Below are 24,347 nucleotides of genomic sequence, written 5' to 3'. Positions count from 1 at the left end.
CAATTATTAATTATCAATTCTATTTTCGTACTTTTGACAAATTCTAATTATAAATGCAGTTCAAACATCCAGAAATTCTCTACTTTCTTTTTCTGTTGGTTATACCAATTTTGGTGCATTTATTTCAATTACGTCGTTTTAAAAAAGAATATTTTACTAACGTAAAACTCCTAAAAGAACTTCAAATTCAAACCCAAAAAAGTTCTAAAATCAAAAAGTGGCTGTTGTTAGCTACTCGACTATTGTTGTTAGCATGTTTGATTTTAGCCTTTGCTCAACCTTTTTTTGACGCTAAAGACACCACAAACAAAGGAAACGAACTCATCATTTTATTAGACAACTCGTTCTCCATGCAAGCCAAAGGTGCAAAAGGCGAATTACTAAAACGAAGCATTCAAGATTTATTAGAAGAATTACCCGAAAACCAACAATTTTCCTTACTTACAAATTCAGAAGTTTTTTGGGACACCGATATCAAATCCATTCAAAAAGAATTGCAGAATTTAAAGTATTCGGCGATGCCGTTTCAGTTGGATTACTTGATTAATCAGGTCGAAACCAAAAAGAAAAACACCAAAAAAGACTACGTTATCATTACCGATGCGATTCAATCAGAAAGTAAAAAAGCATTAGATTTAGCGGAAAACAATATCGTGTATTTCATCCAACCCGAAGCGCAAAACAAAACCAACATCAGCATTGATAAAGTTGCTATTTCACAAGTTTTGGATCAGTTTTACGAATTGAAAATCACGCTTCAAGCTTTTGGAGAAACCGAAAATGAAGTGCCACTTTCTGTTTTCAGTAACAACAAAGCAATAGCAAAAACCATCGCAAAATTTGAAAATCAAAAGACAGAAATTGCAATCACTATTCCAAAAAACGATTTCCACGGAAACATCAGTATCGAAGATAACAGCTTAAGCTACGACAACGATTACTATTTGAGCATTTCAAAACCAGAAAAAGCAAATATAATTGCTATTGGAAATTCAGATAAAAACAATTTCTTAAGTCGCATTTTCACGGCTGATGAATTCAATTTCCAAAGCACGGAATTAGCTACTTTAGATTATAATCAAATCGAAAATCAAGATGCGATTGTGTTGAACGAATTAGAAGATTTACCAGTTGCTTTAGGAACGACTTTAAAATCATTTTACGAAAAAGGTGGTAATATTGTTTTAATTCCGAATGCGAAAAACACACCTTCTTTAATAAATGCTTTCGCAAAAAACTTTGGAGGATTCAATTATTCCCAACTTTCCACTTCTGGAAAACAAATTACGAAAATCAACTTTAATCATCCGTTATATCAAACCGTTTTTGAGAAAAAAGTAAGCAATTTCCAATATCCAAATGTAAAAGAAAGTTTCACGTTATCAGGAATCACTAATATTCTACAATACGAAGACAATTCAGTTTTTGTAGGTTCGACTACGAATCGATTGGGAACATTTTACGCTTTTTCGGCTCCGATAAACAAGCAAAATAGTAATTTTCAGAATGCACCATTGATTGTTCCAACCTTTTACAACATGGGACAAAATCAAGGCAAAACAGGAATTAACGCTTACACCATCGGAGAAAACGAAAACCTGATTTTAGAAACTATTTTAGCCAAAGACGAAGTGGTTTCTGTTCAAAAAGATGGCTATAGTTTCATTCCAATGCAGCAAATTTTGAATACCAAATGTAAACTGTCATTTGGCGATTATCCAGAAGAAGCCGGAAATTTTGATGTTATCAAAACCAACAATTCGTTAAAGAAAATCAGCTTTAACTATCCAAGAACGGAAAGCGATTTAACTCAAGTTTCGACTGCTAATTTTGAGAATTTCACGAAAGTAAACAACATATCCACCGTTCTAAATGACATTGCTTCTGAGCGCACAAGCAACGAAATTTGGAAATGGTTTATCATCGCAACACTACTATTTTTAATAACAGAACTACTAATCCAAAAATTTGTAAAATGACGCAAGTTATTCTAAAACAAGCCAAAATTATCGACGCTTCAAGTCCGTTTCACAACCAAGTGATGGACATTAAAATTGAAAACGGCACGATAACTCAAATAGAAAAAGAAATTGCAACTACTTCCGGTTTTGAAGTAGTAAATATTCCTAATTTACACGTTTCTAAAGGCTGGATGGACAGCTCGGTATCTTTTGGAGAACCAGGCTATGAAGACCGCGAAACCATAGAAAACGGACTAAAAGTCGCAGCCAAAAGCGGATTTACAGCGGTAGCTTTACAACCGAACTCAAATCCAATCATCGATAATCAAGCGCAAGTACGATTTGTATTAGACAGAGCTAGAAATCAAGCAACAACTTTATATCCAATCGGAGCCTTAACCAAAGGAAGCGAAGGCACAGATTTAGCGGAATTATTCGACATGAAAAACGCCGGAGCTATTGCTTTTGGAGATTATAAAAAAGCCTTACAAAATGCTAACCTTCAAAAAATTGCTTTGCAATACGTTCAAGATTTTGACGGCATGCTAATTGCTTTTTGTCAAGATAGCACTTTAAAAGGAATTGGAATTGCAAATGAAGGCTCAGTAAGTACAAAATTAGGAATGAAAGGAATTCCAGCTTTAGCTGAAGAATTGCAAGTCGCACGTAACTTATTTTTATTAGAATATACAGGCGGAAAATTACACATTCCAACGATTTCAACTCAAGGAAGCATCAAATTAATCAAAGAAGCAAAAACAAAAGGTTTACAAGTAACTTGTAGTGTTGCCGTTCATAATTTAGTCTTAAACGACGAAATGTTAATGGGATTTGACACGAGATATAAAGTATTGCCTCCATTACGCGAAGAAGCTACGAGAAAAGCTTTAGTAGAAGCCGTTTTAGATGGAACAATCGATTGCATCACTTCAGACCATAATCCGTTAGATATCGAACATAAGAAATTAGAATTTGATTTAGCCAAGGACGGAACAATTGGTTTAGAAAGTGCTTTTGGAGCTTTATTAACCATTTTACCACTTGAAGTTGTAGTTCAAAAACTAAATACTAATAAACTGGTTTTCAGTACAGAAAATCCATCAATAGCAATTAATAACAAAGCTGATATTTCGCTTTTCAGTACAGAAGATAATTGGATATTTGGAAAAGAAAACATCTTATCAAAATCTAAAAATTCGGCTTTCTTAGGACAAAAAATGAAAGGAAAAGCTATTGGAATTTACAACAATGGGCAATTAGTCATTAACAATTAATTGATATGAAAGAACAAATAAATAACGGAAAACAAACAGCAATTGTAAGCTATTTAACTATTGTAGGATCTATAATTGCAATATTTATGAACCAAGATGAAAATCGTAGTGAATTTGCTAGTTTTCATATTAGACAAGCATTAGGTATTTTCTTAACCTTCTTTTTATTAGGATATCCCGTTGGTTATTTTGATAATTGGATGGTTTCTGCTTCATTTTGGATATTTATTTTCATACTATGGATTTATGGTTTTATAAATTGTTTGAATGGCGAAATGAAAATAGTTCCTTTTTTGGGAGAACTATATCAAAAAGTTTTCAAATCCTTTTAACCTTCTAAACGCTTTAACCTTTTCCATTAAAATGAACTTACACTACTTAATTCAAGAACCAAAAGTTAAACACGATAAAAATCCATTATTACTATTATTACACGGTTATGGAAGCAACGAAGAAGATTTATTTTCTTTTGCTACCGAATTACCAAATGATAGTTACGTAATTTCAGTTCGTGCCCCTTATGATTTGCAACCTTACGGTCACGCTTGGTACGCCATTCACTTTGATGCAGACGAAAATAAATTTTCAGATAATGTTCAAGCCAAACAATCGGTTGAGTTAATTGCAGGTTTTATTGACGAAATCGTAAAACAATATCCTATCGATACAAAAAATGTAACTTTGATTGGCTTTAGTCAAGGTGCCATTTTAAGTTATGCTACTGCCCTAACCTATCCTGAAAAAGTTGCTAAAGTAGTGGCTCTAAGCGGTTATTTCAATCAAGAAATCATGCCGGAAGTTATCGATACGAAATCCATTTCGCATTTAAAATTCTTTGTTTCTCATGGTTCAGTTGACCAAGTAATTCCGGTGGATTGGGCAAGAAAAGCAAAACCAGCATTAGAAAATTTAGGTTTAGAAGTAGAATACCATGAATATCCTGTTGGACATGGGGTTGCGCCTCAGAATTTCTTTGATTTTAAGAATTGGTTGCAACGATAAAATAAAAAAGCTCTGAACTTACATTCAGAGCTTTTTGTTTAACAAACTAAACTAAACATTATGAGAATTATGATTTTGGAGTTACCACAGTATCCACTACGTGAATGACTCCATTTTTTTGGTTTACATCTGCAATAGTAACTTTCGCACTATTTCCATTTTCGTCAGTAATATATAAGTCTTTACCTTTCATCCAAGCCGTTAACGTGCCACCGCTTACTGTTTTCAATGTAGCTTTTCCGTTTCCTTTTTTAATAGCAGCATCAATATCTTTAGCATTCATTTTTCCTGCTACAACATGATAAGTCAAAATAGTTTGCAATAATTTTAAATTTTCTGGCTTTAATAATGTTTCAACAGTTCCAGCAGGTAATTTAGCAAACGCAGCATTTGTTGGGGCAAAAACGGTGAATGGTCCTTCTGACATTAATACATCAACTAATCCAGCAGCTTTAACTGCAGCTACTAAAGTAGTATGGTCTTTAGAATTAACTGCATTTTCTACAATATTTTTACTTGGATACATTGGAGCACCTCCTACTTCAACCGTTTTCTCTTTCATTTGAGCAAAAGAGTTTGTACCTACTAATAATCCGAAAGCTACAATTGCAGTAGCAAAAAATTGGTTCGTTTTCATATTATAATTTTTAAGTTTTATAATTGCATTTACGCTGAAAATAAAATCTTGGTTTTAAAAAACTAAAAAAAATTAATCTTAAGCAAAGTATAAGTTCTACTTTAACCAATTATTCTTTACTTTTGTTATTCAAAAAAAATTAAAAGCTATGGCATCAATTACATTAGGAGGAAATCCAATTCACACAAATGGCGAATTGCCAGCAGTAGGTTCAAAAGCTACTGACTTTAATATGGTAAAAACAGATTTAGGCACAGCTACTTTGGCTGATTTCGCTGGTTCGAAAGTAGTTTTAAACATTTTCCCAAGTATTGATACAGGAACTTGTGCTGCTTCTGTTAGAAAATTTAATGAAAAAGCAAGTGCTTTAGCCAATACTAAAGTATTATGTATTTCTAGAGATTTACCTTTTGCTCAAAAACGTTTTTGTGGCGCTGAAGGATTAGAAAACGTAATTAACTTATCTGATTTTAAAGACGGAGGTTTTGGAAAAAACTACGGTTTAGAAATCACGGATGGTCCTTTAGCAGGATTACATTCACGTGTCGTAATTGTTTTAGATGAAAACGGAACAATTCTTCACACAGAACAAGTAAAAGAAATTGCTGACGAGCCAAATTACGAAGCTGCTTTAGCGGTATTATAATATGAAATTCGAAAAAGACGAAACCCTTTTTACAGGTCGATTAAAAAGTATGGGATTTGCTTTAAAGGGAGCAATCAAATTAATCACAACAGAACATAGTGTCATGGTACAGTCTTCATTGGCTGTACTTATGACATTTGCTGGATTTTATTTTGGAATCAACCGTTACGAATGGATGATGCAAATTCTAGTATTTGGATTGGTATTAGGAATTGAAGGTTTAAACACAGCAGTTGAAAAAATTGCCGATTTCGTACATCCCGATTTTCATGAACGTATTGGTTTTATTAAAGATATTGCTGCTGGAGCCGTATTTTTTGCAGCCTTAACTGCTATTGCTGTCGGATGCATTATTTATTTTCCATATTTGTTTTAATTTAGCTACTTTTGTAAAAATTGATCCGTTTACATGGCCAAAAAAACAAGTAAAGATTCCGTAAATTCTCCTACTGAAACCAAAGAAAAATTCTCTTGGCGTTTAAGTCGTCAGCAGAAATTTATTTTCGGTATTTTATTGATTTTCTTTTCAATAGCTTTATTACTTTCCTTTATTTCTTACTTCATAACAGGAAATAACGATCAGAATATTGTATCTGAATTAGCCAATAGAGGTGCTAAAGCAGAAAACTGGTTAGGGAAATTTGGAGCTTTTTTAGCCGACTTTTTTCTTTATAAAGGTTTTGGAGTAGCTTCATTTATTTTTGTTAGAATCTTATTTTTAGTGGGAGCTTACCTAGTTTTAGACATGGCTTTAACTAAATTAAAACGAAGTTTTTTCTGGGATTTTTATCTCATCATTTTTGTTTCAATAATCTTAGGTTTTTTCTGGGAATACATTCCACAATTAGGAGGAACTGTTGGATATGAAATGAATCTGTATATACAAGATTACATCGGAAAAACAGGAACATTATTGGTGCTTTTATTCGGGATTGTATTATTCTTAGTTTTCAAAATTAAGATTTCGCCTGAAAGTTTTACTAAAGTTTTTGAAAAACCACAAGCAGAACTAAACGAAGATATTGCTGTCGCGAAAACAATAGTTCCAGTAACAGAAGAAGCAAACGAAGACATCCAAGAAGAAATCAATACCGATTTACCAATAACAACTCCGAGCAGTTCAAAAGATGATTTTATTTTAACTGAAGACGAAGAAGAAATGGGTAATTTCGAATTGAAAACCTATCCTTCTAACTTCGAAATCAACAAAGAAGCTTTAAAACCAACAATTGCTTCAGCATCGGAATTAACTTTAGACCCAAAACCAAAAGTTGAAACTCCAGAAGTAACAAATTTCTCAATCGAAGACAGGAGCATTCCGAAAGAAGATTTCGTTAACGAAGATGCTTTTGTTATTGAAAAAGTAGAAGAAGAGGAAATCGTTGAAGAAAACTTAGCCGCTAAATTGGTTCAAGATTTTGGATTATTCGACCCAACATTAGAATTATCCAACTATCAATTCCCTCCTATCGATTTATTAAAAGAATATTCTTCTGGCGGAATTACCATTAACCAAGCCGAATTAGAAGAAAACAAAAATAAAATTGTTGATACCTTAAAGAATTACAGCATCGGAATTTCGCAAATTAAAGCGACTGTTGGACCGACAGTTACTTTATACGAAATTGTTCCAGAAGCGGGAATTCGTATCTCAAAAATCAAAAACTTAGAAGACGATATTGCATTGTCGTTAGCGGCTTTAGGAATTCGTATTATTGCTCCAATTCCAGGAAAAGGAACCATTGGTATTGAAGTTCCAAACAACAATCCAACAATGGTTTCGATGAAAAGTGTAATTGCTTCACCGAAATTTCAAACTGCCGAAATGGAATTACCCATCGCATTAGGAAAAACCATTTCTAATGAAACCTTTGTAGTAGATTTAGCCAAAATGCCTCACTTATTGATGGCAGGTGCTACAGGACAAGGAAAATCGGTAGGATTGAATGCTGTGTTAACTTCGTTATTGTACAAAAAACATCCTGCAGAAGTTAAGTTTGTTTTGGTTGACCCAAAGAAAGTAGAATTAACATTATTCAATAAAATTGAACGTCATTATTTAGCAAAACTTCCTGATGGTGGCGATGCTATTATTACTGATAATACGAAAGTAATAAACACGTTAAATTCGTTGTGTATTGAAATGGACAACCGTTATTCTTTATTAAAAGATGCGATGGTTCGTAACATCAAAGAATACAACGAGAAATTCAGAAACCGCAAATTAAATCCCGAAAATGGACACCGCTTTTTACCTTATATCGTATTAGTAGTGGACGAGTTTGCCGATTTAATTATGACAGCTGGCAAAGAAGTAGAAACACCTATTGCTCGTTTAGCTCAGTTAGCTCGTGCTATTGGAATCCACTTGATTATTGCTACGCAACGTCCATCGGTAAATGTAATTACTGGGATGATTAAAGCGAATTTCCCAGCTCGAATTGCGTTTAGAGTAACTTCTAAAATTGATTCGAGAACCATTTTAGATTCAGGTGGAGCAGACCAATTAATTGGACGAGGCGATTTACTATATACACAAGGAAACGAAATCGTCAGAGTACAATGTGCGTTTGTTGATACTCCAGAAGTAGATAAGATTTGTGATTTCATTGGAGCACAAAAAGCATATCCTGAAGCCTATTTACTTCCTGAGTATGTAGGTGAAGAAAGTGGCATAAAACTTGATATAGACATATCCGAAAGAGATTCTTTGTTTAGAGAAGCAGCAGAAGTAATTGTAACTGCACAACAAGGAAGTGCCTCTTTAATTCAAAGAAAATTGAAATTAGGTTACAATAGAGCGGGTCGTTTAATTGACCAATTAGAGGCTGCTGGTATTGTAGGACCTTTTGAAGGAAGTAAAGCCCGTTCCGTTTTAATTCCGGATTTAGTTGCTTTGGAACACTTTTTAAATAATGAACAAAATTAATATCAAAATGAAACGTTTTTTACAAGTTGCAATTGCATTACTAATTGGTTTTTCACTTCAAGCTCAAGATGCTAAAAAAGCAAAAGAGCTATTAGATGAAGTGTCTGCCAAAGTAAAATCGTACAATAATATCGTGATTGACTTTAAATATTCTTTAAACAATCCAAAAGAAAACATCAATCAAGAAAGCAAAGGAAATGTGGCGCTTCAAGGGAATTTGTACAACCTTAACTTTATGGGAGTAACTAAAATTTTCGATGGTAAAAAAGTGTACACTGTTGTTCCTGAAGATGAAGAAATTACAGTAGCTAATTTTGATCCTAAAGATGAAAATGCGATTACCCCAAACAAAATGTTAACCTTCTTTAATACGGGTTACAAATATGCTTGGGATATTCTTCAAAACGTTAAAGGAAGAAAAATTCAATATGTAAAATTAACACCTAATAGCAGCAAAGATCAACGCAAAGAAATCCTTGTAGGTATAGATGTTCAAACAAAACACATCTACACCGTAATTGAAGTGGGCAAAAATGGAACAAAAACCACTTTAACTGTTAATTCTTTTAAAACAAATCAGCCATTATCGAAAAATCATTTTACCTTTACCAAATCAAAATATCCTAATTATTACATCAATAAATTAGACTAATTTCGTTCGGGTGAAAATATTAGATAAATACATTATTAAATCTTTCATGATTACATTTACTTCGGTATTTGTAATCTTGTTTTTTATATTCGTTTTACAGGGAATTTGGCTTTTCATTGCCGAACTAGCGGGTAAAGATTTGGACTTTTTTACCATTCTTAAATTTCTATCCTTCTACGCTCCTACTATTGTTCCGTTAGTTTTACCGCTTTCGGTTTTATTAGCTTCCATAATGACCTTTGGTAGTTTTGCGGAAAACTATGAATTTGCAGCTATGAAATCATCAGGTATTTCATTGCAACGCGCTATGAAAATGCTAACCATTACAATTGGAATTTTAGCTTTTGTATCGTTCTTTTTTGCCAATAATGTTATTCCAGATGCACAATATAAATTTATCAATCTTAGAAAAACAATTGTACAGCAAAAACCAGCTATGGCTATTGCGGAGGGGCAGTTTAATACCATTGGAACATCAAATATTAAAGTAGATAAAAAGTCAGGCGATAATGGCGAATTTTTAGAAGGTGTTACCATGCACGTTAAAAACAGTAACATGGGATTGGGTGCAAATACCATTATAAAAGCCAAAAGAGGTGTTTTAACTAGTGAAGACGATTCAAATTACTTACAATTAGAATTATACGATGGCTATTATTATGAAGATATTCATCCAAAAGACTATGAAGAGCGCAAACGCTTACCATTTGCAAAAAGTAGTTTTGAAAAATATGTAATCAATATCGATTTAACCAAATTAAATCAAGCAGAAATTGATGACGGAAACATTACTTCTGAAAAAATGCTTACCGTTCCTGAATTGAAAGTTACTCTAGACTCTTTACAAAGAAATTATAATAAAGATGCTATTTCATATTCTAAAAATTTAGTTGCCAGAAATGATAATATTTTCAAAAAACATTCTACAACAAATACATCATCATCAAAGAAGAATAACGAGAATTTAATTTCATTATTTACTACTGAAGAACAAAAACAAATTATAGAAATTGCTAAAAGTAATGTAATTAGCACCGAATTTGGTATATCGGCCAATAAATCAGATTTAGAAAATAAATCAAAAAACATCAACAATCACTGGTTAGCTATACATGAAAAATTCGTAATCGCTTATTCTTGTTTGTTAATGTTTTTCATTGGAGCGCCATTAGGTGCGATTATCCGAAAAGGAGGATTAGGGTTACCAATTGTATTCGCAGTTTTAATTTTCATAACCTTCCATTTCATTAATACGTTTGGACGAAAAGTGGCCCAACAAGATGAAATCCCTCCTTTTTTAGGGGCTTGGATGGCATCAATATTAATGACTCCATTTGCTATTATTCTAACCTATCGTGCTACAAATGATATTGGTATCATGATTAATTTTGATTGGATAACCGACCCATTTAAAAAACTTTTTAATAAAATAACCCAAAATAAAGACGACAACAACTAACACCATGTCAAATAACATACAACTAAACACAATTGAAGAAGCTATTGAAGACATCCGCCAAGGAAAAGTAATCATAGTAGTTGACGATGAAGATAGAGAAAACGAAGGTGACTTCTTAGCTGCTGCCGAAAAGGTAACACCAGAAATGATTAATTTCATGGCAACACACGGAAGAGGATTAATTTGTGCGCCTTTAACCGAATCGCGTTGTAAAGAATTAGATCTTCATGCCATGGTTCGTAATAATACGGATCACATGGAAACCGCTTTTACCGTTTCGGTTGACTTAAAAGGAAAAGGAGTTTCTACTGGAATTTCAGCTTCTGATAGAGCTTTAACCATTCAAGCCCTAATAGACCCTGAAACCAAACCATATGATTTAGCACGTCCTGGACATATTTTCCCATTAATTGCCAAACAAGGAGGCGTTTTAAGAAGAACAGGTCACACAGAAGCTGCTATTGATTTTGCTCGTTTAGCAGGTTTCAAACCCGCAGGTGTTATCGTAGAAATCATGAACGAAGACGGTTCTATGGCTCGCTTACCTCAATTGGTAGAAGTAGCTAAAAAATTCGATTTAAAATTGGTTTCAATTGAAGATTTAGTGGCATACAGAATGCAACATGATAGCCTAATTCAAAAGAAAGAAGATTTTGATATTGAAACACGTTTTGGAACATTTAGAATGCGCGCTTATTTACAAACTACAAACAAACAAGTGCACATTGCTATAACAAAAGGGACTTGGAATGCTGGAGAACCTGTTTTAACTCGTATTAATACAACACAAGTTAATAACGATATTTTAGGAACACTTACAAGCGATAACGATAAAAAACTTGACAGTGTTTTCCGTAAAATAAACGAAGCTGAAAAAGGTGCAATTGTATTTATTAATCAAGAAGTTAAATCTCTAGAATTATTAGATCGTATTGCCGAATTAAAAGTTTTACAAAGTCAAGGCGAAATGCGTGCCCCACAAATTAAAATGGACACCAAAGATTTCGGAATCGGAGCACAAATCCTTCACGATTTAGACATTACCAAAATCGAATTACTATCCAATAGCACCGCTCCTACTAAACGTGTAGGAATGATAGGCTACGGCTTAGAAATTACAGATTATGTAAATTATTAATTTCTTATAAAACAAAAATCCCCTCAGATTTTCTAAGGGGATTTTTTTTAACTTAATTCTAAACTAGATTTTGAATTTTAATATAAATTCATGTGTTCCATTAGCTCTGCCTTTTAAGTCACTTTCTAAAGCGCTTTCATAAGCATACCCTAATGTTAATCGTTTACTAGCTACAATAGAAAATAATCCTGAAATTACATTACTTGTTCTATATGCAACACCTAAATTAACAGTTTTATCATACTCAAAAGAAGCTGTAATATCTGCATTTAAAGGAGCTCCATTTACATAACGTAACATAAATGATGGAATAAAATCAAATTTTTCATTTATGATGTAGTTATAACCAGAACTCAAATAAATATGAGGTCTATCTGTAGCTGTAGAAGCAAAACCGTTAACCTCATCTGCTCTCTCTGTATTTAATATTCGAGGACTAGACAATGAAACATAATAAGCATCATGCTTTAAATAAAACCCTAAACCAACATTTGGATTAAAATTATTTATAGACTCCAAAGCAGGGTCGGTCATAACATTATAGGTTTGTAACCCTGATGTGTTTACATCATAAAAATTTCCACCTACTTTTAATCCCATATACAATTTATGAGTTTCGTTAAGATCTAATTTATACGAAAAATCAATCCCAAGAAAAGTCTGTTTTTCTATAAAAGTCTTGTCATGAACCATAGAAACACCTATACCAATTGATTTTCCAAGTGACGTTCCAAAAGACAAAGCCTGAGTCTCAGGAGCTTCCTCTATTCCTGCCCATTGTTTTCTATACGAACTATTTATAAGAGTTTCATCTTCTGCTCCTGCATAAGCAGGATTTACTAAGTTCATATGATTCCTGTAAAAACTAAACAAACTTTCTTGCTGTGCATTAGCAGTAATTGTTACCACTAAAAATACTATTGTACTAATTATTTTTTTCATATAATCTTTCATTAACGCGTGATATAAATCCATCCATCATGATCTACAGAACCATTACCATCTAAATCAATTTGATAATAATAAGAACCGGCTTCAGGTAAATCTTTACCTCTATTGGTTCCATCCCAATCGCTTTGATAATTTCGTTTGCTAAATACCTCATCACCCCAACGATTAAATACACGTACAAAAGAATTTGGATGATTTTCAATATTGATAATTAACCAAGTATCATTAATACCGTCTCCATTAGGTGTAAAAGCTTGTGAAACATTAATCTCTATTAAATCACAAACGTCACCCATACCATCATTATCAATATCTTCTTGACCAGGATTATACGTAAATTGACAATTATCATTAGTGTCTAAAACACCATCGTTATCATCATCATCATCACAAATATCACCTAAACCATCTGAATCATTATCTTCTTGACCAGCATTTTGAACAAATTGACAGTTATCGTTAGTGTCTAAAACACCATCATTATCATCGTCATCATCACAATTGTCTTTAACACCATCAGAATCGGTATCAGCAAATGCATTTGTAATAGTAACAGTAACATTTGAAGTAGCACTATTTCCATGAATATCTGTAACAGTAACAACAATTACATTCGCTCCTTCATTACTACAATCAAACGTATCTTGTGAAACTGTAATACTAGCAATTGCACAATTATCTGTAGAACCATTATCAACCATTGAAGAAGTAATAGTTGTTACACCTGTATTGTCTAAAGCAATTGTAATATTTTGTACAGTAACTGTTGGAGGAGTTACATCTTGTACCACAACATTCTGTGTAGCAGTAGCTGTATTTCCTAAACCATCTACAACCGTCCATGTCACAACCGTAGTTCCAACTGGGAATGAAGATGGAGCATTTGAAGAAAATGAAGCCACCAAACAGTTATCACTAACTACTGGAACTCCAAGAACTACACCTGTAGCACTACAACCCGTATTTGCAGTAACATTTACATCTGCTGGAGCAACAATAGTTGGATTAGTAACATCTAATACAGTTCCTATTGTAAAAGTTTGATTTAAAGAACAACCATTTGCATCAATTACAGTAACTGTATAAGTTCCTGCAATTAAACCAGATGCTGTTGCAGCTGTACCTCCTGTTGGCGACCAACTGTAAGTATAAGGCGCTGTACCTCCTGATATTACTACGGCAGCTTGACCGTCTGATGAACCAACACAAGAAACATCGGTTTGATTTGTAGAAGCAACAGCTAAAACCGTAGGCTCTGCTACAACAACTGTTCTAGTAATTTGACAACCATTAGAATCTGTTACTGTCACTGAATAAGTACCTGCTACTAAACCTGTAGCCGTAGCATTTGTTCCTCCACTTGGTAACCAGCTGTAAGTATAAGGACCTGTACCACCTGTTATTGAAACTGTAGCAGTACCATTTGAACCTCCATTACAAGAAACGTCTGTTTTAAATGTAGTACCATCTAAAACCGTAGGTTGTGTAATCGTAAACGATTGCGATGCTGTACATCCGTTGGCATCTGTAACAGTAACTGTATAAGTACCTGCTGCTAAACCTGTAGCCGTTGCAGCCGTGCCTCCTGTTGGTAACCAACTATAAGTATATCCTCCAGCTCCTCCAGTTACGGCAACAGTAGCACTTCCGTTTGAACCACCATTACAAGAAACATTGGTTTGTGCTGATGCACTTGCAACTAATACTGTTGGTTGTGTAATTGTAAACGACTGAGTTGCCATACATCCATTGGCATCAGTAACAGTAACCGTATAAGAACCTGCCACTAATCCTGAAGCTGTTGCAGCCGTACCCCCTGATGGTGCCCATAAATAAGTATAAGAGCCTGTACCTCCTGTTACTGTAACTGTTGCACTTCCATTGAAACCTCCATTACAAGAAACATTGGTTTGAGCTGAAGCACTTGCTACTAATGCTGTAGGTTGTGTAATTGTAAAACTTTGTGTAGCCATACATGCATTAGCATCGGTAACAGTAACAGTGTAAGTTCCCGCAGCTAATCCTGTAGCCGTAGCTGCAGTACCGCCGCTTGGTGCCCAAGAATAAGTGTAAGCTCCTGTTCCTCCAGTTACTGCAACAGTAGCTGTTCCATTAGAACCTCCATTACAAGATACATTGCTTTGTGAAGAAGCACTCGCTATTAAAGCTGTAGGTTGTGTAATTGTAAAACTTTGTGTAGCCGAACATCCATTAGCATCGGTAACGGTAACGATGTAAGTACCTACAGATAATCCTGAAGCCGTTGCTGCCGTACCACCGCTTGGTGCCCAAGAATAAGTATATCCTGGTGTTCCTCCTACTACTCCAACGGTAGCACTACCATTAGATCCGCCATTACAAGAAACGTTGGTTTGTGCTGATGCATTTGCAACTAATACTGGTGGTTGTGTAATGGTAAATGTTCTTGTAATTTGACACGAATTAGCATCTGTAATTGTAACAGTATAAGTACCCGCTACTAAACCTGAAGCTGTTGCTCCTGTACCACCTGATGGTGCCCAACTGTAAGTATAAGATCCTACTCCTCCTGTTGCTACAACTGTAGCAGTTCCGTTTGAACCTCCATTACATGAAACGTTAGTTTGAGATGTAGAAGCTGAAAGAGCAGTTGGTTGAGTTATTGTAAAAGATTGTGTCGTTACACAACTATTTGCATCGGTTACAGTAACAGTATAAGTTCCTGCTGATAAACCTGTCGCTGTAGCTGCAGTTCCTCCACTTGGTGACCAACTATAAGTATAACCTCCAGCTCCACCTGTAACCGCAACAGTAGCACTTCCATTTGAACCTCCATTACATGAAACATTCGTTTGTGCTGATGCACTTGCTACTAAAGCTGTAGGTTGAGTAATAGTAAAACTTCTAGTTATTTGACAACTGTTAGCATCTGTTATGGTAACTGTATAAGTTCCTACTGCTAAACCTGTAGCTGTAGCTGCAGTACCTCCACTTGGTGACCAACTGTAAGTATAACCTCCAGCACCTCCTGAAACCGAGACAGTAGCAGTACCATTTGAACCTCCGTTACATGAAACATTAGTTTGAGATGTCGTAGCTGACATAGCTGTTGGCTGTGTAATGGTAAAATTTCTAGTAATTTGACAACTGTTAGCATCTGTTATGGTAACTGTATAAGTTCCTACTGCTAAACCTGAAGCCGTTGCTCCAGTACCTCCACTCGGGGACCAACTATAAGTATATCCTCCTGCACCTCCTGTTACCGAAACAGTAGCACTTCCGTTAGAACCTCCGTTACATGAAACACTAGTTTGAGATGTCGTAGCTGACATAGCCGTTGGTTGAGTAACAGTAAAATTTACTGAACTAGTACATCCATTTACATCGGTAACAGTACAAGTCCAAGTACCTGCTGTTAATCCTGTAACTGACGTTGTGCCATCCCCTGTAGGATTGCCTGGCGTCCAATTATAAGTATAACCTCCTGCTCCACCTGTTGCCGCATTTACTGAAGCTGCACCTGTTGAACCTCCATTACAAGCAATATTGGTTTGTGATGCCGGTGTAAGTGATAAAGCGGTTGGCTGGGTTACAGTAAAATTAACTGAACTAGTACATCCATTTGCATCGGTAACAGTACAAGTCCAAGTACCTGCTGTTAATCCTGTAACTGACGTTGTGCCATCCCCTGTAGGATTGCCTGGCGTCCAATTATAAGTATAACCTCCTGCTCCACCTGTTGCCACATTTACTGAAGCTGCACCTGTTGAACCTCCATTACATGCAATATTAGTTTGCGATGAAGGTGTCAATGCTAAGGCAGTTGGCTGGGTTACAGTAAAATTAACTGAACTAGTACATCCATTTGCATCCGTAACGGTACAAGTCCATGTACCTGCTGTTAATCCTGTAACCGAGGTTGTGCCATCGCCTGTAGGATTACCTGGTGTCCAATTGTAAGTATACCCCCCAGCTCCACCTGTAGCCACATTTACTGATGCTGCACCGTTAGCACCACCATTACAAGCTACATTTGTTTGTGAAGCTGCTGTAAGCGATAAAGCAGTTGGTTGCGTTATGGTAAAATTTCTAGATGTAGTACATCCATTTGCATCCGTAACGGTACAAGTCCATGTACCTGCTGTTAATCCTGTAACCGAGGTCGTACCATCTCCTAAAGGATTGCCTGGTGTCCAATTATAAGTATATCCTCCTGCTCCACCTGTAGCTACATTTACTGATGCTGCACCGTTAGCACCACCATTACAAGCTACATTTGTTTGAGAAGAAGGTGTCAATGCTAAGGCAGTTGGCTGTGTTACTGTAAAATTTCTAGATGTAGTACATCCATTTGCATCCGTAACAGTACAAGTCCAAGTACCTGCTGTTAATCCTGTAACCGACGTTGTGCCATCTCCCGTAGGATTTCCTGGTGTCCAGTTATAAGTGTATCCTCCAGCTCCGCCTGTGGCAACATTTACTGATGCTGCACCTGTAGTTCCTCCATTACAAGCAATATTTGTTTGTGAAGAAGGCGTCAAAGACAATGCAGTAGGTTGTGTAATAGTAAAGTTTTGCGAGCGTGTACATCCATTAGCATCAGTAACTGTACAAGTCCATGTACCTGCTGTTAATCCTGTAACTGATGTTGTGCCATCTCCTGTAGGGTTTCCTGGTGTCCAGTTGTAAGTATAACCTCCTGCTCCGCCAGTAGCTACATTTACAGAAGCAGCACCTGTTGAACCTCCATTACATGCAATATTAGTTTGCGATGCCGGTGTAAGTGATAGAGCTGTTGGTTGTGTTATAGTAAAATTTCTAGTTATTGAAGCACCTACGTTATCAGTAATCGTACAAGTATATACACCTGCTGATAATCCAGTTGCTGTTGCTGCAGTTCCTCCACTAGGAGACCAACTGTAAGCATAAGGTGAAGTTCCTCCACTTGCTACAACAGTAGCGGTTCCATTTGAACCTCCATTACATGAAACATTTGTAGAAGAAGTGGTAGCACTAAGTGATGGTGCTGCTACTGGACCTACAACAATGTTGTCAATTGCATAATGTAAAATTGCAGGAAAAAAAATCGATACAGAAGTAACTGTTATCCCCCCAGCACCTGAACTAATTGGAATTGATGAGGATGTGTAATTATTCCATGCCGTTCCTGGAGTCATCGGTGTCATATCTTGATACTGAAACGTGCTCGCAGTTAAGGTGTACCAAGGTGGTAATGTATAAAAAGCGGAATAAGAATTCATACTTTCATGATTAACCCAAATACCATAAAATTGAAAAGGTTGTCCGTCTAATCGCTGAAGAGAAAAAGAATCTCCACCTGCTCCATCTTTTCTTAAACAATTACTATTAGAAACACCGCCAGTAGCTTGATTAGTAAATCCTCCATTACCTCCCGATGTTAATCGATAAGCAACTCCGCCAATAGTAATATCGGCCTGAGTAATCCAAGTACCTGTATTTGTTAATACAGCTGGTGTTGTAAAATCGTAAGTTGTTTGTGAAAACCCAAATAAAGAAATTAGCAATAAGCTAAATATTAATTTTGTTCTTAATTTAAATAATTTTGTTTTCATAAGCTTGTTTTAAAATTGTTTGTATTTTTCAGTAATAACCTACAATTTTAAAACACATGAAATCTACTAATAATCTGCATTAAATACATATTTATGAATGTTTAATTGGTTACAAATTAGTCCATAAAGGACGTTCAATCAACAAACAGCAGATTAATTTTAAGATATATTTGGGGGGTAGTCTTAATTTTTTTTCAAATTTATTCAATTATTTTAAGAATAATTAAAAATAACTAAAATAATTTATCATATTAATGTAAATAAATTAATCATTTATAATTTACTCAAATATTGGTAAGTTCTCTAATTAATCATTGCTTATTCAAAGTGGTAAGACTAATTTATCAAGTCTTAACTTTTAATTCAATCTATTTTTAAACCTTTTACTTTCTTTGTATTTTTTATATTTAAAAGTTAAAATAGTACCTTTTTTTTAATAATTCTTTCATAAAAACACTACTACTTTTTTTGTTAAAATTAACATAAGGTTTTAAATTTCAATACAACTGTTGACGTAAATTAATAAAAATAACATTTCAAGGAATAAGTGTTTAGATTTTTAGAATAAGTGATTAATTACATGAGAACTCTCTTAGTAAATTTATTTAATCAGTATAAAGGGTCATTAATTTGGAATTTGAACCATATTCGTAGGCTTAATGAAATAAAGCCCAAAACTGAAAACAAAAAAGCCTGTAAAACAAATTGCTTCACAGGCTTTAATTGCATAACCATTTATTTAATTCCCCCTATAAGTAGCATAACCAAATGCCGAAAGAGTTATCGGAACATGATAATGACTATCATCGGAAATTTGAAAAACCACTTCTATGAAAGGATAAAAACTCTCGGTATTACTTCTTTTAAAATACTCAGCAGTAAAATAAGTAAGTTTATAAATACCAATATTAGAACGATCAGACTTTAAAAAATCGGTAATTCTACCATTTTTATCTGTCACTTTTTCATCTACTTTAATCCAGTTATTCGTTTTCTCATCTAACTTTTCAAGTTTTATCGTAACACCACGTGCGGGAGTACCTTTACTTACATCAAGAATATGACTTGATAATTGATATGAATTTGTTTGTGCAACTATTACAGTTGAAAACAACATAAAAATTCCGAAAATAATTGACTTTTTCATACGTTTTAAATTTTATTTATTGAATAATGTAACCAAATCTTGCGCTATGGCATCGTCTTGTTCTGGTCCTCCAGCACCTGCAATTCCTACACTCCCAATAACTTGACCATCCAAAATAATTGGAACGCCACCACCTAACAATAACAATTCGGGTAGTGTATTCAAATTTTGAGTATCAGAATGGGTGTTGGCGTTTCTAGCTAATAAGAGTGTTGGCGTTTTCGTAGATACTGCCGTAAATGCTTTTCTTCTGGCGGCCTCTAAATTATGAGGTCCCACGCCATCTGCAAGCGTCATTAAAATAACGTTACCCGATGCATCCAGAACTGCCAGAGCAAATTTCTTATTCTTTGTTTCTGCTATACTCGTAGCCCGTAGCAGTATTTTAACAGCACCCGTCTGTGTTAGTGTAGGTGCTGTTTTCCAATCTGTTGATGGAACGCTCGTTTGATTTTGTGCAAATCCGAAAGAAAAGCTACAAAAAATTAATAATATTGCTTTTTTCATCTTTTTTTTAGGCAAAGTTAGCCTATGAGAAAACAGCAAACATTGATTTAGATCAACGTTTTTTAAAGTTTAGCTTTTAATCTGCTAAGGGTGGAAGGAGAAATTCCTAAAAAAGAAGCAGCCATTTTATTGGAAACCCTAACTAGTAATTTAGGTTGGTTTTTCAGCGTCCATTTCACTTTAGAAAGTGCATCATACCCTTGAAAACCATAGATGCGTTTTTGAGCCATAATAAAGCCCAACTCTAAAATTTCCGTATATATTCTGGCAAATACAGGTTCCGATGCCACTAAGTTGTAAAAGTCATCTCTTGAAATACGAAGTAATTCCGATTTTTCAATAGCTTGCAGATATTCTTCCGCAGGTTTTTGGTCAATAAAACTGGGTAACGCTGTTACAAATGTATCTTCAAAAGCAAAGTAACGGGATATTTCTTGTCCATCATCGGTAATCGTAAATACACGAACAGCTCCTTTATTTACAAAGTAATAATAATTCGCAATTTGATCATAAGACAAAAGAATTTCATTGCGATGTACAGCAACCAAATCAAAACGCGAACAAATAGCATCTAAAGCTGGCGCTTCTAGTACTCCTCTACTTGAAATAAACTGTTTTAATGCCTCATACATGAAGGATAAATTTTAAGTCATTAAATGTAGTTAACTTTTAAGTAGGTAAGTGTTAAGAGTTTGTTGTATTCTTGTTTTGTAATTCTAAAGATTATAAACGATTCCGAAACTTCAGGACAGCGAAACTAGATCTCCTACAAAGTAAGCAAGTCTTTGAACTCTGTAAAAAAAATCTTGTCATTGAACTTGAACTTTTCCTTTCCATCTCATTCCATTTTCAAGTTTAAAAAGTAAATGGTAATCTCTGAATTTTCCTTCCAAGTATGGTAGGTTTCAAAAGTATGCTTATTGTATTTATCCATGGCTTGATGCCAAATAAAAACAACAATAAAGCTTGATTCTAAAGGCTTTTTTAGTGGCTCATTAAAAAACACTTGTAATTGATCTATGCTCGGTAAATTCTTATGATAATTTTTCTTTAATTTTTGAACATCTCCTTTACCACAAGTGCTAATCAATACATCTAATCGATGCTTTAGCAAATTTCCAGAATTGTCATAAATTAGAAACTTAGGAAGTTCAAATCCTTTTTTATCCTCAAAAGTAGCTACAAAATTTTGAAAACTTTCTTTACTTTTAAATGTTAACTCCTGAATTTTCTCTAAATGAATATCATATGATCTTAAGTAGTCCTCCGATTGTTTTTGACCCACACAAAAAAGCGAACAATAAAAAGCAAAAGCAGATAAAATTAGTCTCATATCAATAAATTTAAACATTGATGTAAATTATAAACAAAACATTTAAAAAACAAAAACATCGATTAATAAAATAGTATTATAAAGTACCATTCATTCCACCAAATAAAAACGTAAGCTCAGCGAAGCTAAATCTCCTACGAAGTAGGCTACCGCTTCACTCAGTAAAAGCTGTCATTCCGCCAAAATAGGAATCTCCTACATAGTAGGCAGTTGCTTTACGAAGTACAAGTCTGTCATTCCACCAAAATAAAAACGTAAGTTCAGCGAAGCTAAATCTCTTACGTAGTAGGCAAACGTTTCACAAAGTGAAACCAACCTATTCACTTCTCACTCCTCATTCTTCACTCCTCATTCTTCACTCCTCACTTATCACTTTTTACTTTTTACTTTTCACTCCTCCCCCCATAAAACACCCCAAAATTCTGAACCGTTTCATACCAACTATCCGACTCTTCAATATACATCGATTCCAGTGGCAAGTCTAAAGTAAACCCTTTCATACCATCGTTTACATTATCCATAACCGCCAATCGGGCATTTTCAGAATAATTTTCCAACACAAAAGCTAATATATAAATCGACTCCTGATTACGAAGCATCAGAAAATGATACACCTCTTTTATATTGCTATTTTTACTAAAAGCTTCTAACAATTGACTCTTATTAGCACCATCAATGGGATGTTGCGGAAACCCAACTTGCACTTGTGTTTCTTCTTGCACTGTGGTAGTAGAAATATTTTCTCTGTTACGTTCAAACACAAACATAGTCTCTTGGTCACTATCAATTACAACACGACCAAAGCTATGCGTTTCAGCCAATTCCAACACAGCACGAGCAGGCATAGCTATAAAAGCCGTTTCCCTATCTGTCCATTTACTCAAAGTAGTTTCCGAAGTAAACACACCAAAAACCAACATGCCTTCTACATCAAAAACAGTTGTAAAAGCAACCGAAGTCCCCTTTTCAAGCGTCTTCCATTCATTTGACTTTGATTGTTCGCCATCAGTAGGAACCACTAAAAAAGCACGAGAGCCATACAACTCCTCTATCACTTTTTTATAGTTTTCAGGTGTTTCATTTTGATGATACACTTGTATCAATTGCAATAAAACCGAATTATCAGGTGTAAACTCGGGTTCTTTTTTACCGAATAGTTTGTTAAATAGATTCATATTAAGGTAGCAGTTTTACAGTTCGATATTTTGATGCAGGATAAAAAAACACAATTGAACTAAATTTTAACCTACAAGCAATGGAAAATATTTTTCAGTTTTTAAATGGTCATATAAATCTTCTACATCATTTGCTTTTGCAATAATAAGCATACAAATCATAACTGAAGAATAATAACTTTTAAGTCTATCTAATTTTAATTCGACGGCATCATCAAATTTTGGAATTTTATTTATTCCATCATTTATCCAACCTGAAGAGGAACTTATCAAACCTATATTACTGGTTTTGAAATGTACTAACCAATTTCTTACAGAATTTAATCTTTTTATATCTTGCCAAGGTAATTTGGTTTTGTTGTAATCAAAAGATTTATATTGATGCCATAATTCTATTTTATCTAGAAAGTTAGCTTTTAAAATTTTATCTTTTATTGTTTCTTCAATTTGTAGTTCTTCTGTTAATAAATTTAAAAAAGTTTCAAAAGCAGATTGGCATAAAATAATTCCAGAAGCTACTTCTTCAAGTTCATGGTCAATACGGGTTTTTTCACTAAATCTTTCAATTCGCTTTATCGTTCTTTTTATCATCGGTAAAAAAGCTTGGTCAGCATATAAATTAACTCTAAAAGTCATTATTATTATTTTGAATATTAAGTAATCTTACAATTTCACCCGACTTTAGCCAGGTTAAAAGCGTTTCTATTAAGTGTTGTTTACAGAGTATTTTTGCATGTTATAATTTTACTGTTTAGTTTTTTTAATAATCTATTTCCACAATTCTTCCTCTTCCCATTTTGGTTTCATGCCCAAAGCTTTTGGATCAACATTTGGGTATTTTTCAAACAATATCTTTAATCTCGTTGTAAATTGGTTTTCAGGTTCTATATTGTTCAAAAGATACTTCATAATACACAAATGAATATACAAATATTGAAAATCATTTTGATTTGGCACATCAGTTATCCACTTGTAAGGCGGTTTTGATAATAATTTTAAGGTGGAAGGTAAATTTTTATTCCATAATCTAGAGTGATGCGCGCAATAATTACGGATTTGTGTAATAGATTGCAACCAACTTGGCAAATACGTATGATTAACAGCTCCAAATTCTTGTGCAATTACATCTTTCGACTTAATCGTATTTTTTAAATTACCATATAACTTAGAAAGCGATCCAAAACTTGTTTGTTCTAATGATTTCCATGCTGGTGGAAAACGCTTGTCGTCTTTATGCTTCTTATTATGATTTTTAATAGTAGTTTCTTTTGTTCTCTCTAGCTCTTCTTCTAAACCTGATAAGGTTTTTACTAATGCTTTGCTATCTTCAAACAATTCAAAATTTTGAAACCACCACGGATTAAACTCGTGTGAAAGATGATAAATCAACTTAGTTCTCAAACTAATTTCAATTCGCTCTATTACATCGAAAAGTAAAAAGCGTAGTTCTCTATCAAAATTATATAATGCCATTACCTCTTCAAACTTGCTATTGAGTTTAAAGGTATGGTTCACTTTATCATCTTGCATTACATACCAATACTCGCCTAAACGATAATAGCTGATATTAGCCAACTGATGCGCTGCAAAAGCTTCATCTTTAAACGTTAAACCTCTATTTTTTAAAATTTCAATTTGTTGTGAAATTGAAGTAGCACTTTTATCAAACATACCTAAAATATAAAACCCCAAAGCAAGTACAACTACTTGTTTTGGGGTGTGAAATTATCGTTATAAAAGCAAAAGACACACCCTGGGACGCTGTTCTAATGGGTAGCGTGGTGTGTACTGTTGCTGCAAATATACAACCCTTTTTTATTATAATCCAAATTTTTTGATTTTACACTTTCCATTTTTATTTTTTTATCTGTCATACTGTCCCGAAACTTCGGGATCATTTAACTTCGTTGTATCTTCGATTTCAGCAGCTCTCCTTTTCTAATGCTGAACTCGTTTGCTTCGC

General features: G+C 34.3%; 20 protein-coding genes. 10 read left to right on the top strand and 10 right to left on the bottom strand.

All coding sequences use genetic code 11. The features are described from left to right. Positions 1 to 53 precede the first annotated feature (53 nt). Genes B0I03_RS01695 through B0I03_RS01680 form a run of 4 tightly spaced genes read left to right on the top strand, consistent with a single transcriptional unit; the run spans position 54 to position 4,237 of the window. Positions 54 to 1,979 carry a vWA domain-containing protein gene (locus B0I03_RS01695; RefSeq protein WP_111565747.1) on the top strand — a complete coding sequence of 642 codons (1,926 nt, stop codon included), beginning with the start codon at positions 54 to 56 and terminating at the stop codon, positions 1,977 to 1,979. Beyond that, positions 1,976 to 3,235: a dihydroorotase gene (locus tag B0I03_RS01690; RefSeq protein WP_111565954.1), complete on the top strand. Its 1,260-nt coding sequence runs from the start codon at positions 1,976 to 1,978 to the stop codon at positions 3,233 to 3,235. The genes B0I03_RS01695 and B0I03_RS01690 overlap by 4 nt, the downstream gene beginning before the upstream one ends. Positions 3,236 to 3,240: 5 nt before the next feature. Then, the gene (locus B0I03_RS01685; protein ID WP_111565746.1) at positions 3,241 to 3,567 is read left to right on the top strand and encodes a DUF4870 domain-containing protein; all 327 of its coding nucleotides are present in this window, start codon (positions 3,241 to 3,243) and stop codon (positions 3,565 to 3,567) included. Positions 3,568 to 3,598: 31 nt separating this feature from the next. Further along, complete coding sequence (locus tag B0I03_RS01680) at positions 3,599 to 4,237, top strand: alpha/beta hydrolase (protein ID WP_111565745.1); 639 nt, start codon at positions 3,599 to 3,601, stop codon at positions 4,235 to 4,237. 67 nt (positions 4,238 to 4,304) lie between these two features. Here B0I03_RS01680 and B0I03_RS01675 read toward each other — a convergent pair whose 3' ends face one another. After that, positions 4,305 to 4,874 carry a fasciclin domain-containing protein gene (locus B0I03_RS01675; protein ID WP_111565744.1) on the bottom strand — a complete coding sequence of 190 codons (570 nt, stop codon included), beginning with the start codon at positions 4,872 to 4,874 and terminating at the stop codon, positions 4,305 to 4,307. A gap of 148 nt (positions 4,875 to 5,022) precedes the next feature. Here B0I03_RS01675 and tpx point away from each other — a divergent pair, with 148 nt between their 5' ends. From tpx to ribB, 6 genes are read left to right on the top strand one after another with little or no spacing between them, the layout of a single operon-like run. After that, a complete protein-coding gene (gene tpx / locus B0I03_RS01670; protein ID WP_111565743.1) occupies positions 5,023 to 5,520 on the top strand; it encodes a thiol peroxidase in 498 nt (165 codons plus the stop codon). A 1-nt stretch (position 5,521) separates the two neighbouring features. After that, complete coding sequence (locus B0I03_RS01665) at positions 5,522 to 5,896, top strand: diacylglycerol kinase (protein WP_111565742.1); 375 nt, start codon at positions 5,522 to 5,524, stop codon at positions 5,894 to 5,896. Positions 5,897 to 5,929: 33 nt separating this feature from the next. Continuing rightward, positions 5,930 to 8,449: a DNA translocase FtsK gene (locus tag B0I03_RS01660; protein WP_111565741.1), complete on the top strand. Its 2,520-nt coding sequence runs from the start codon at positions 5,930 to 5,932 to the stop codon at positions 8,447 to 8,449. Between the two features lie 7 nt (positions 8,450 to 8,456). Beyond that, complete coding sequence (locus B0I03_RS01655; RefSeq protein ID WP_245902905.1) at positions 8,457 to 9,101, top strand: LolA family protein; 645 nt, start codon at positions 8,457 to 8,459, stop codon at positions 9,099 to 9,101. Positions 9,102 to 9,111: 10 nt separating this feature from the next. Continuing rightward, positions 9,112 to 10,560, top strand: coding sequence for an LptF/LptG family permease (locus tag B0I03_RS01650; RefSeq protein WP_111565739.1), 1,449 nt, complete (start codon positions 9,112 to 9,114; stop codon positions 10,558 to 10,560). A 4-nt stretch (positions 10,561 to 10,564) separates the two neighbouring features. Further along, a complete protein-coding gene (gene ribB, locus B0I03_RS01645; protein ID WP_111565738.1) occupies positions 10,565 to 11,698 on the top strand; it encodes a 3,4-dihydroxy-2-butanone-4-phosphate synthase in 1,134 nt (377 codons plus the stop codon). A 63-nt stretch (positions 11,699 to 11,761) separates the two neighbouring features. On the opposite strand, the gene B0I03_RS01640 is transcribed toward ribB, so the two are convergent. The 9 genes from B0I03_RS01640 to B0I03_RS01600 form a co-directional block, all read right to left on the bottom strand. Further along, positions 11,762 to 12,640, bottom strand: coding sequence for a PorP/SprF family type IX secretion system membrane protein (locus tag B0I03_RS01640; protein ID WP_181452316.1), 879 nt, complete (start codon positions 12,638 to 12,640; stop codon positions 11,762 to 11,764). Positions 12,641 to 12,651: 11 nt separating this feature from the next. Beyond that, a complete protein-coding gene (locus B0I03_RS01635; RefSeq protein WP_111565736.1) occupies positions 12,652 to 18,222 on the bottom strand; it encodes a T9SS type B sorting domain-containing protein in 5,571 nt (1,856 codons plus the stop codon). 739 nt (positions 18,223 to 18,961) lie between these two features. Continuing rightward, positions 18,962 to 19,369: a hydroxyisourate hydrolase gene (gene uraH, locus B0I03_RS01630; RefSeq protein ID WP_111565735.1), complete on the bottom strand. Its 408-nt coding sequence runs from the start codon at positions 19,367 to 19,369 to the stop codon at positions 18,962 to 18,964. Between the two features lie 12 nt (positions 19,370 to 19,381). Continuing rightward, positions 19,382 to 19,876 (bottom strand): GlcG/HbpS family heme-binding protein, encoded by a 495-nt coding sequence (locus B0I03_RS01625; RefSeq protein WP_111565734.1) that lies wholly within the window; start codon positions 19,874 to 19,876, stop codon positions 19,382 to 19,384. Positions 19,877 to 19,938: 62 nt separating this feature from the next. Continuing rightward, positions 19,939 to 20,508 (bottom strand): Crp/Fnr family transcriptional regulator, encoded by a 570-nt coding sequence (locus tag B0I03_RS01620; protein ID WP_111565733.1) that lies wholly within the window; start codon positions 20,506 to 20,508, stop codon positions 19,939 to 19,941. Positions 20,509 to 20,714: 206 nt separating this feature from the next. Continuing rightward, a complete protein-coding gene (locus B0I03_RS01615; RefSeq protein ID WP_146603240.1) occupies positions 20,715 to 21,209 on the bottom strand; it encodes a hypothetical protein in 495 nt (164 codons plus the stop codon). 383 nt (positions 21,210 to 21,592) lie between these two features. After that, on the bottom strand, positions 21,593 to 22,384 hold the full coding sequence (locus B0I03_RS01610) for an SseB family protein (RefSeq protein WP_111565731.1): 792 nt from the start codon (positions 22,382 to 22,384) through the stop codon (positions 21,593 to 21,595). A gap of 66 nt (positions 22,385 to 22,450) precedes the next feature. Further along, complete coding sequence (locus tag B0I03_RS01605; RefSeq protein WP_111565730.1) at positions 22,451 to 23,020, bottom strand: hypothetical protein; 570 nt, start codon at positions 23,018 to 23,020, stop codon at positions 22,451 to 22,453. Between the two features lie 132 nt (positions 23,021 to 23,152). Further along, positions 23,153 to 24,055 (bottom strand): Abi family protein, encoded by a 903-nt coding sequence (locus tag B0I03_RS01600; protein ID WP_111565729.1) that lies wholly within the window; start codon positions 24,053 to 24,055, stop codon positions 23,153 to 23,155. Positions 24,056 to 24,347: the final 292 nt, after the last annotated feature.

It is taken from the genome of Flavobacterium aquaticum (assembly GCF_003259835.1).
GTDB classification, from domain to species: domain Bacteria; phylum Bacteroidota; class Bacteroidia; order Flavobacteriales; family Flavobacteriaceae; genus Flavobacterium; species Flavobacterium aquaticum.
The sequence above is the reverse complement of the archived record's forward strand: the minus strand, read 5'-3'. Positions and strand labels throughout refer to the sequence as shown.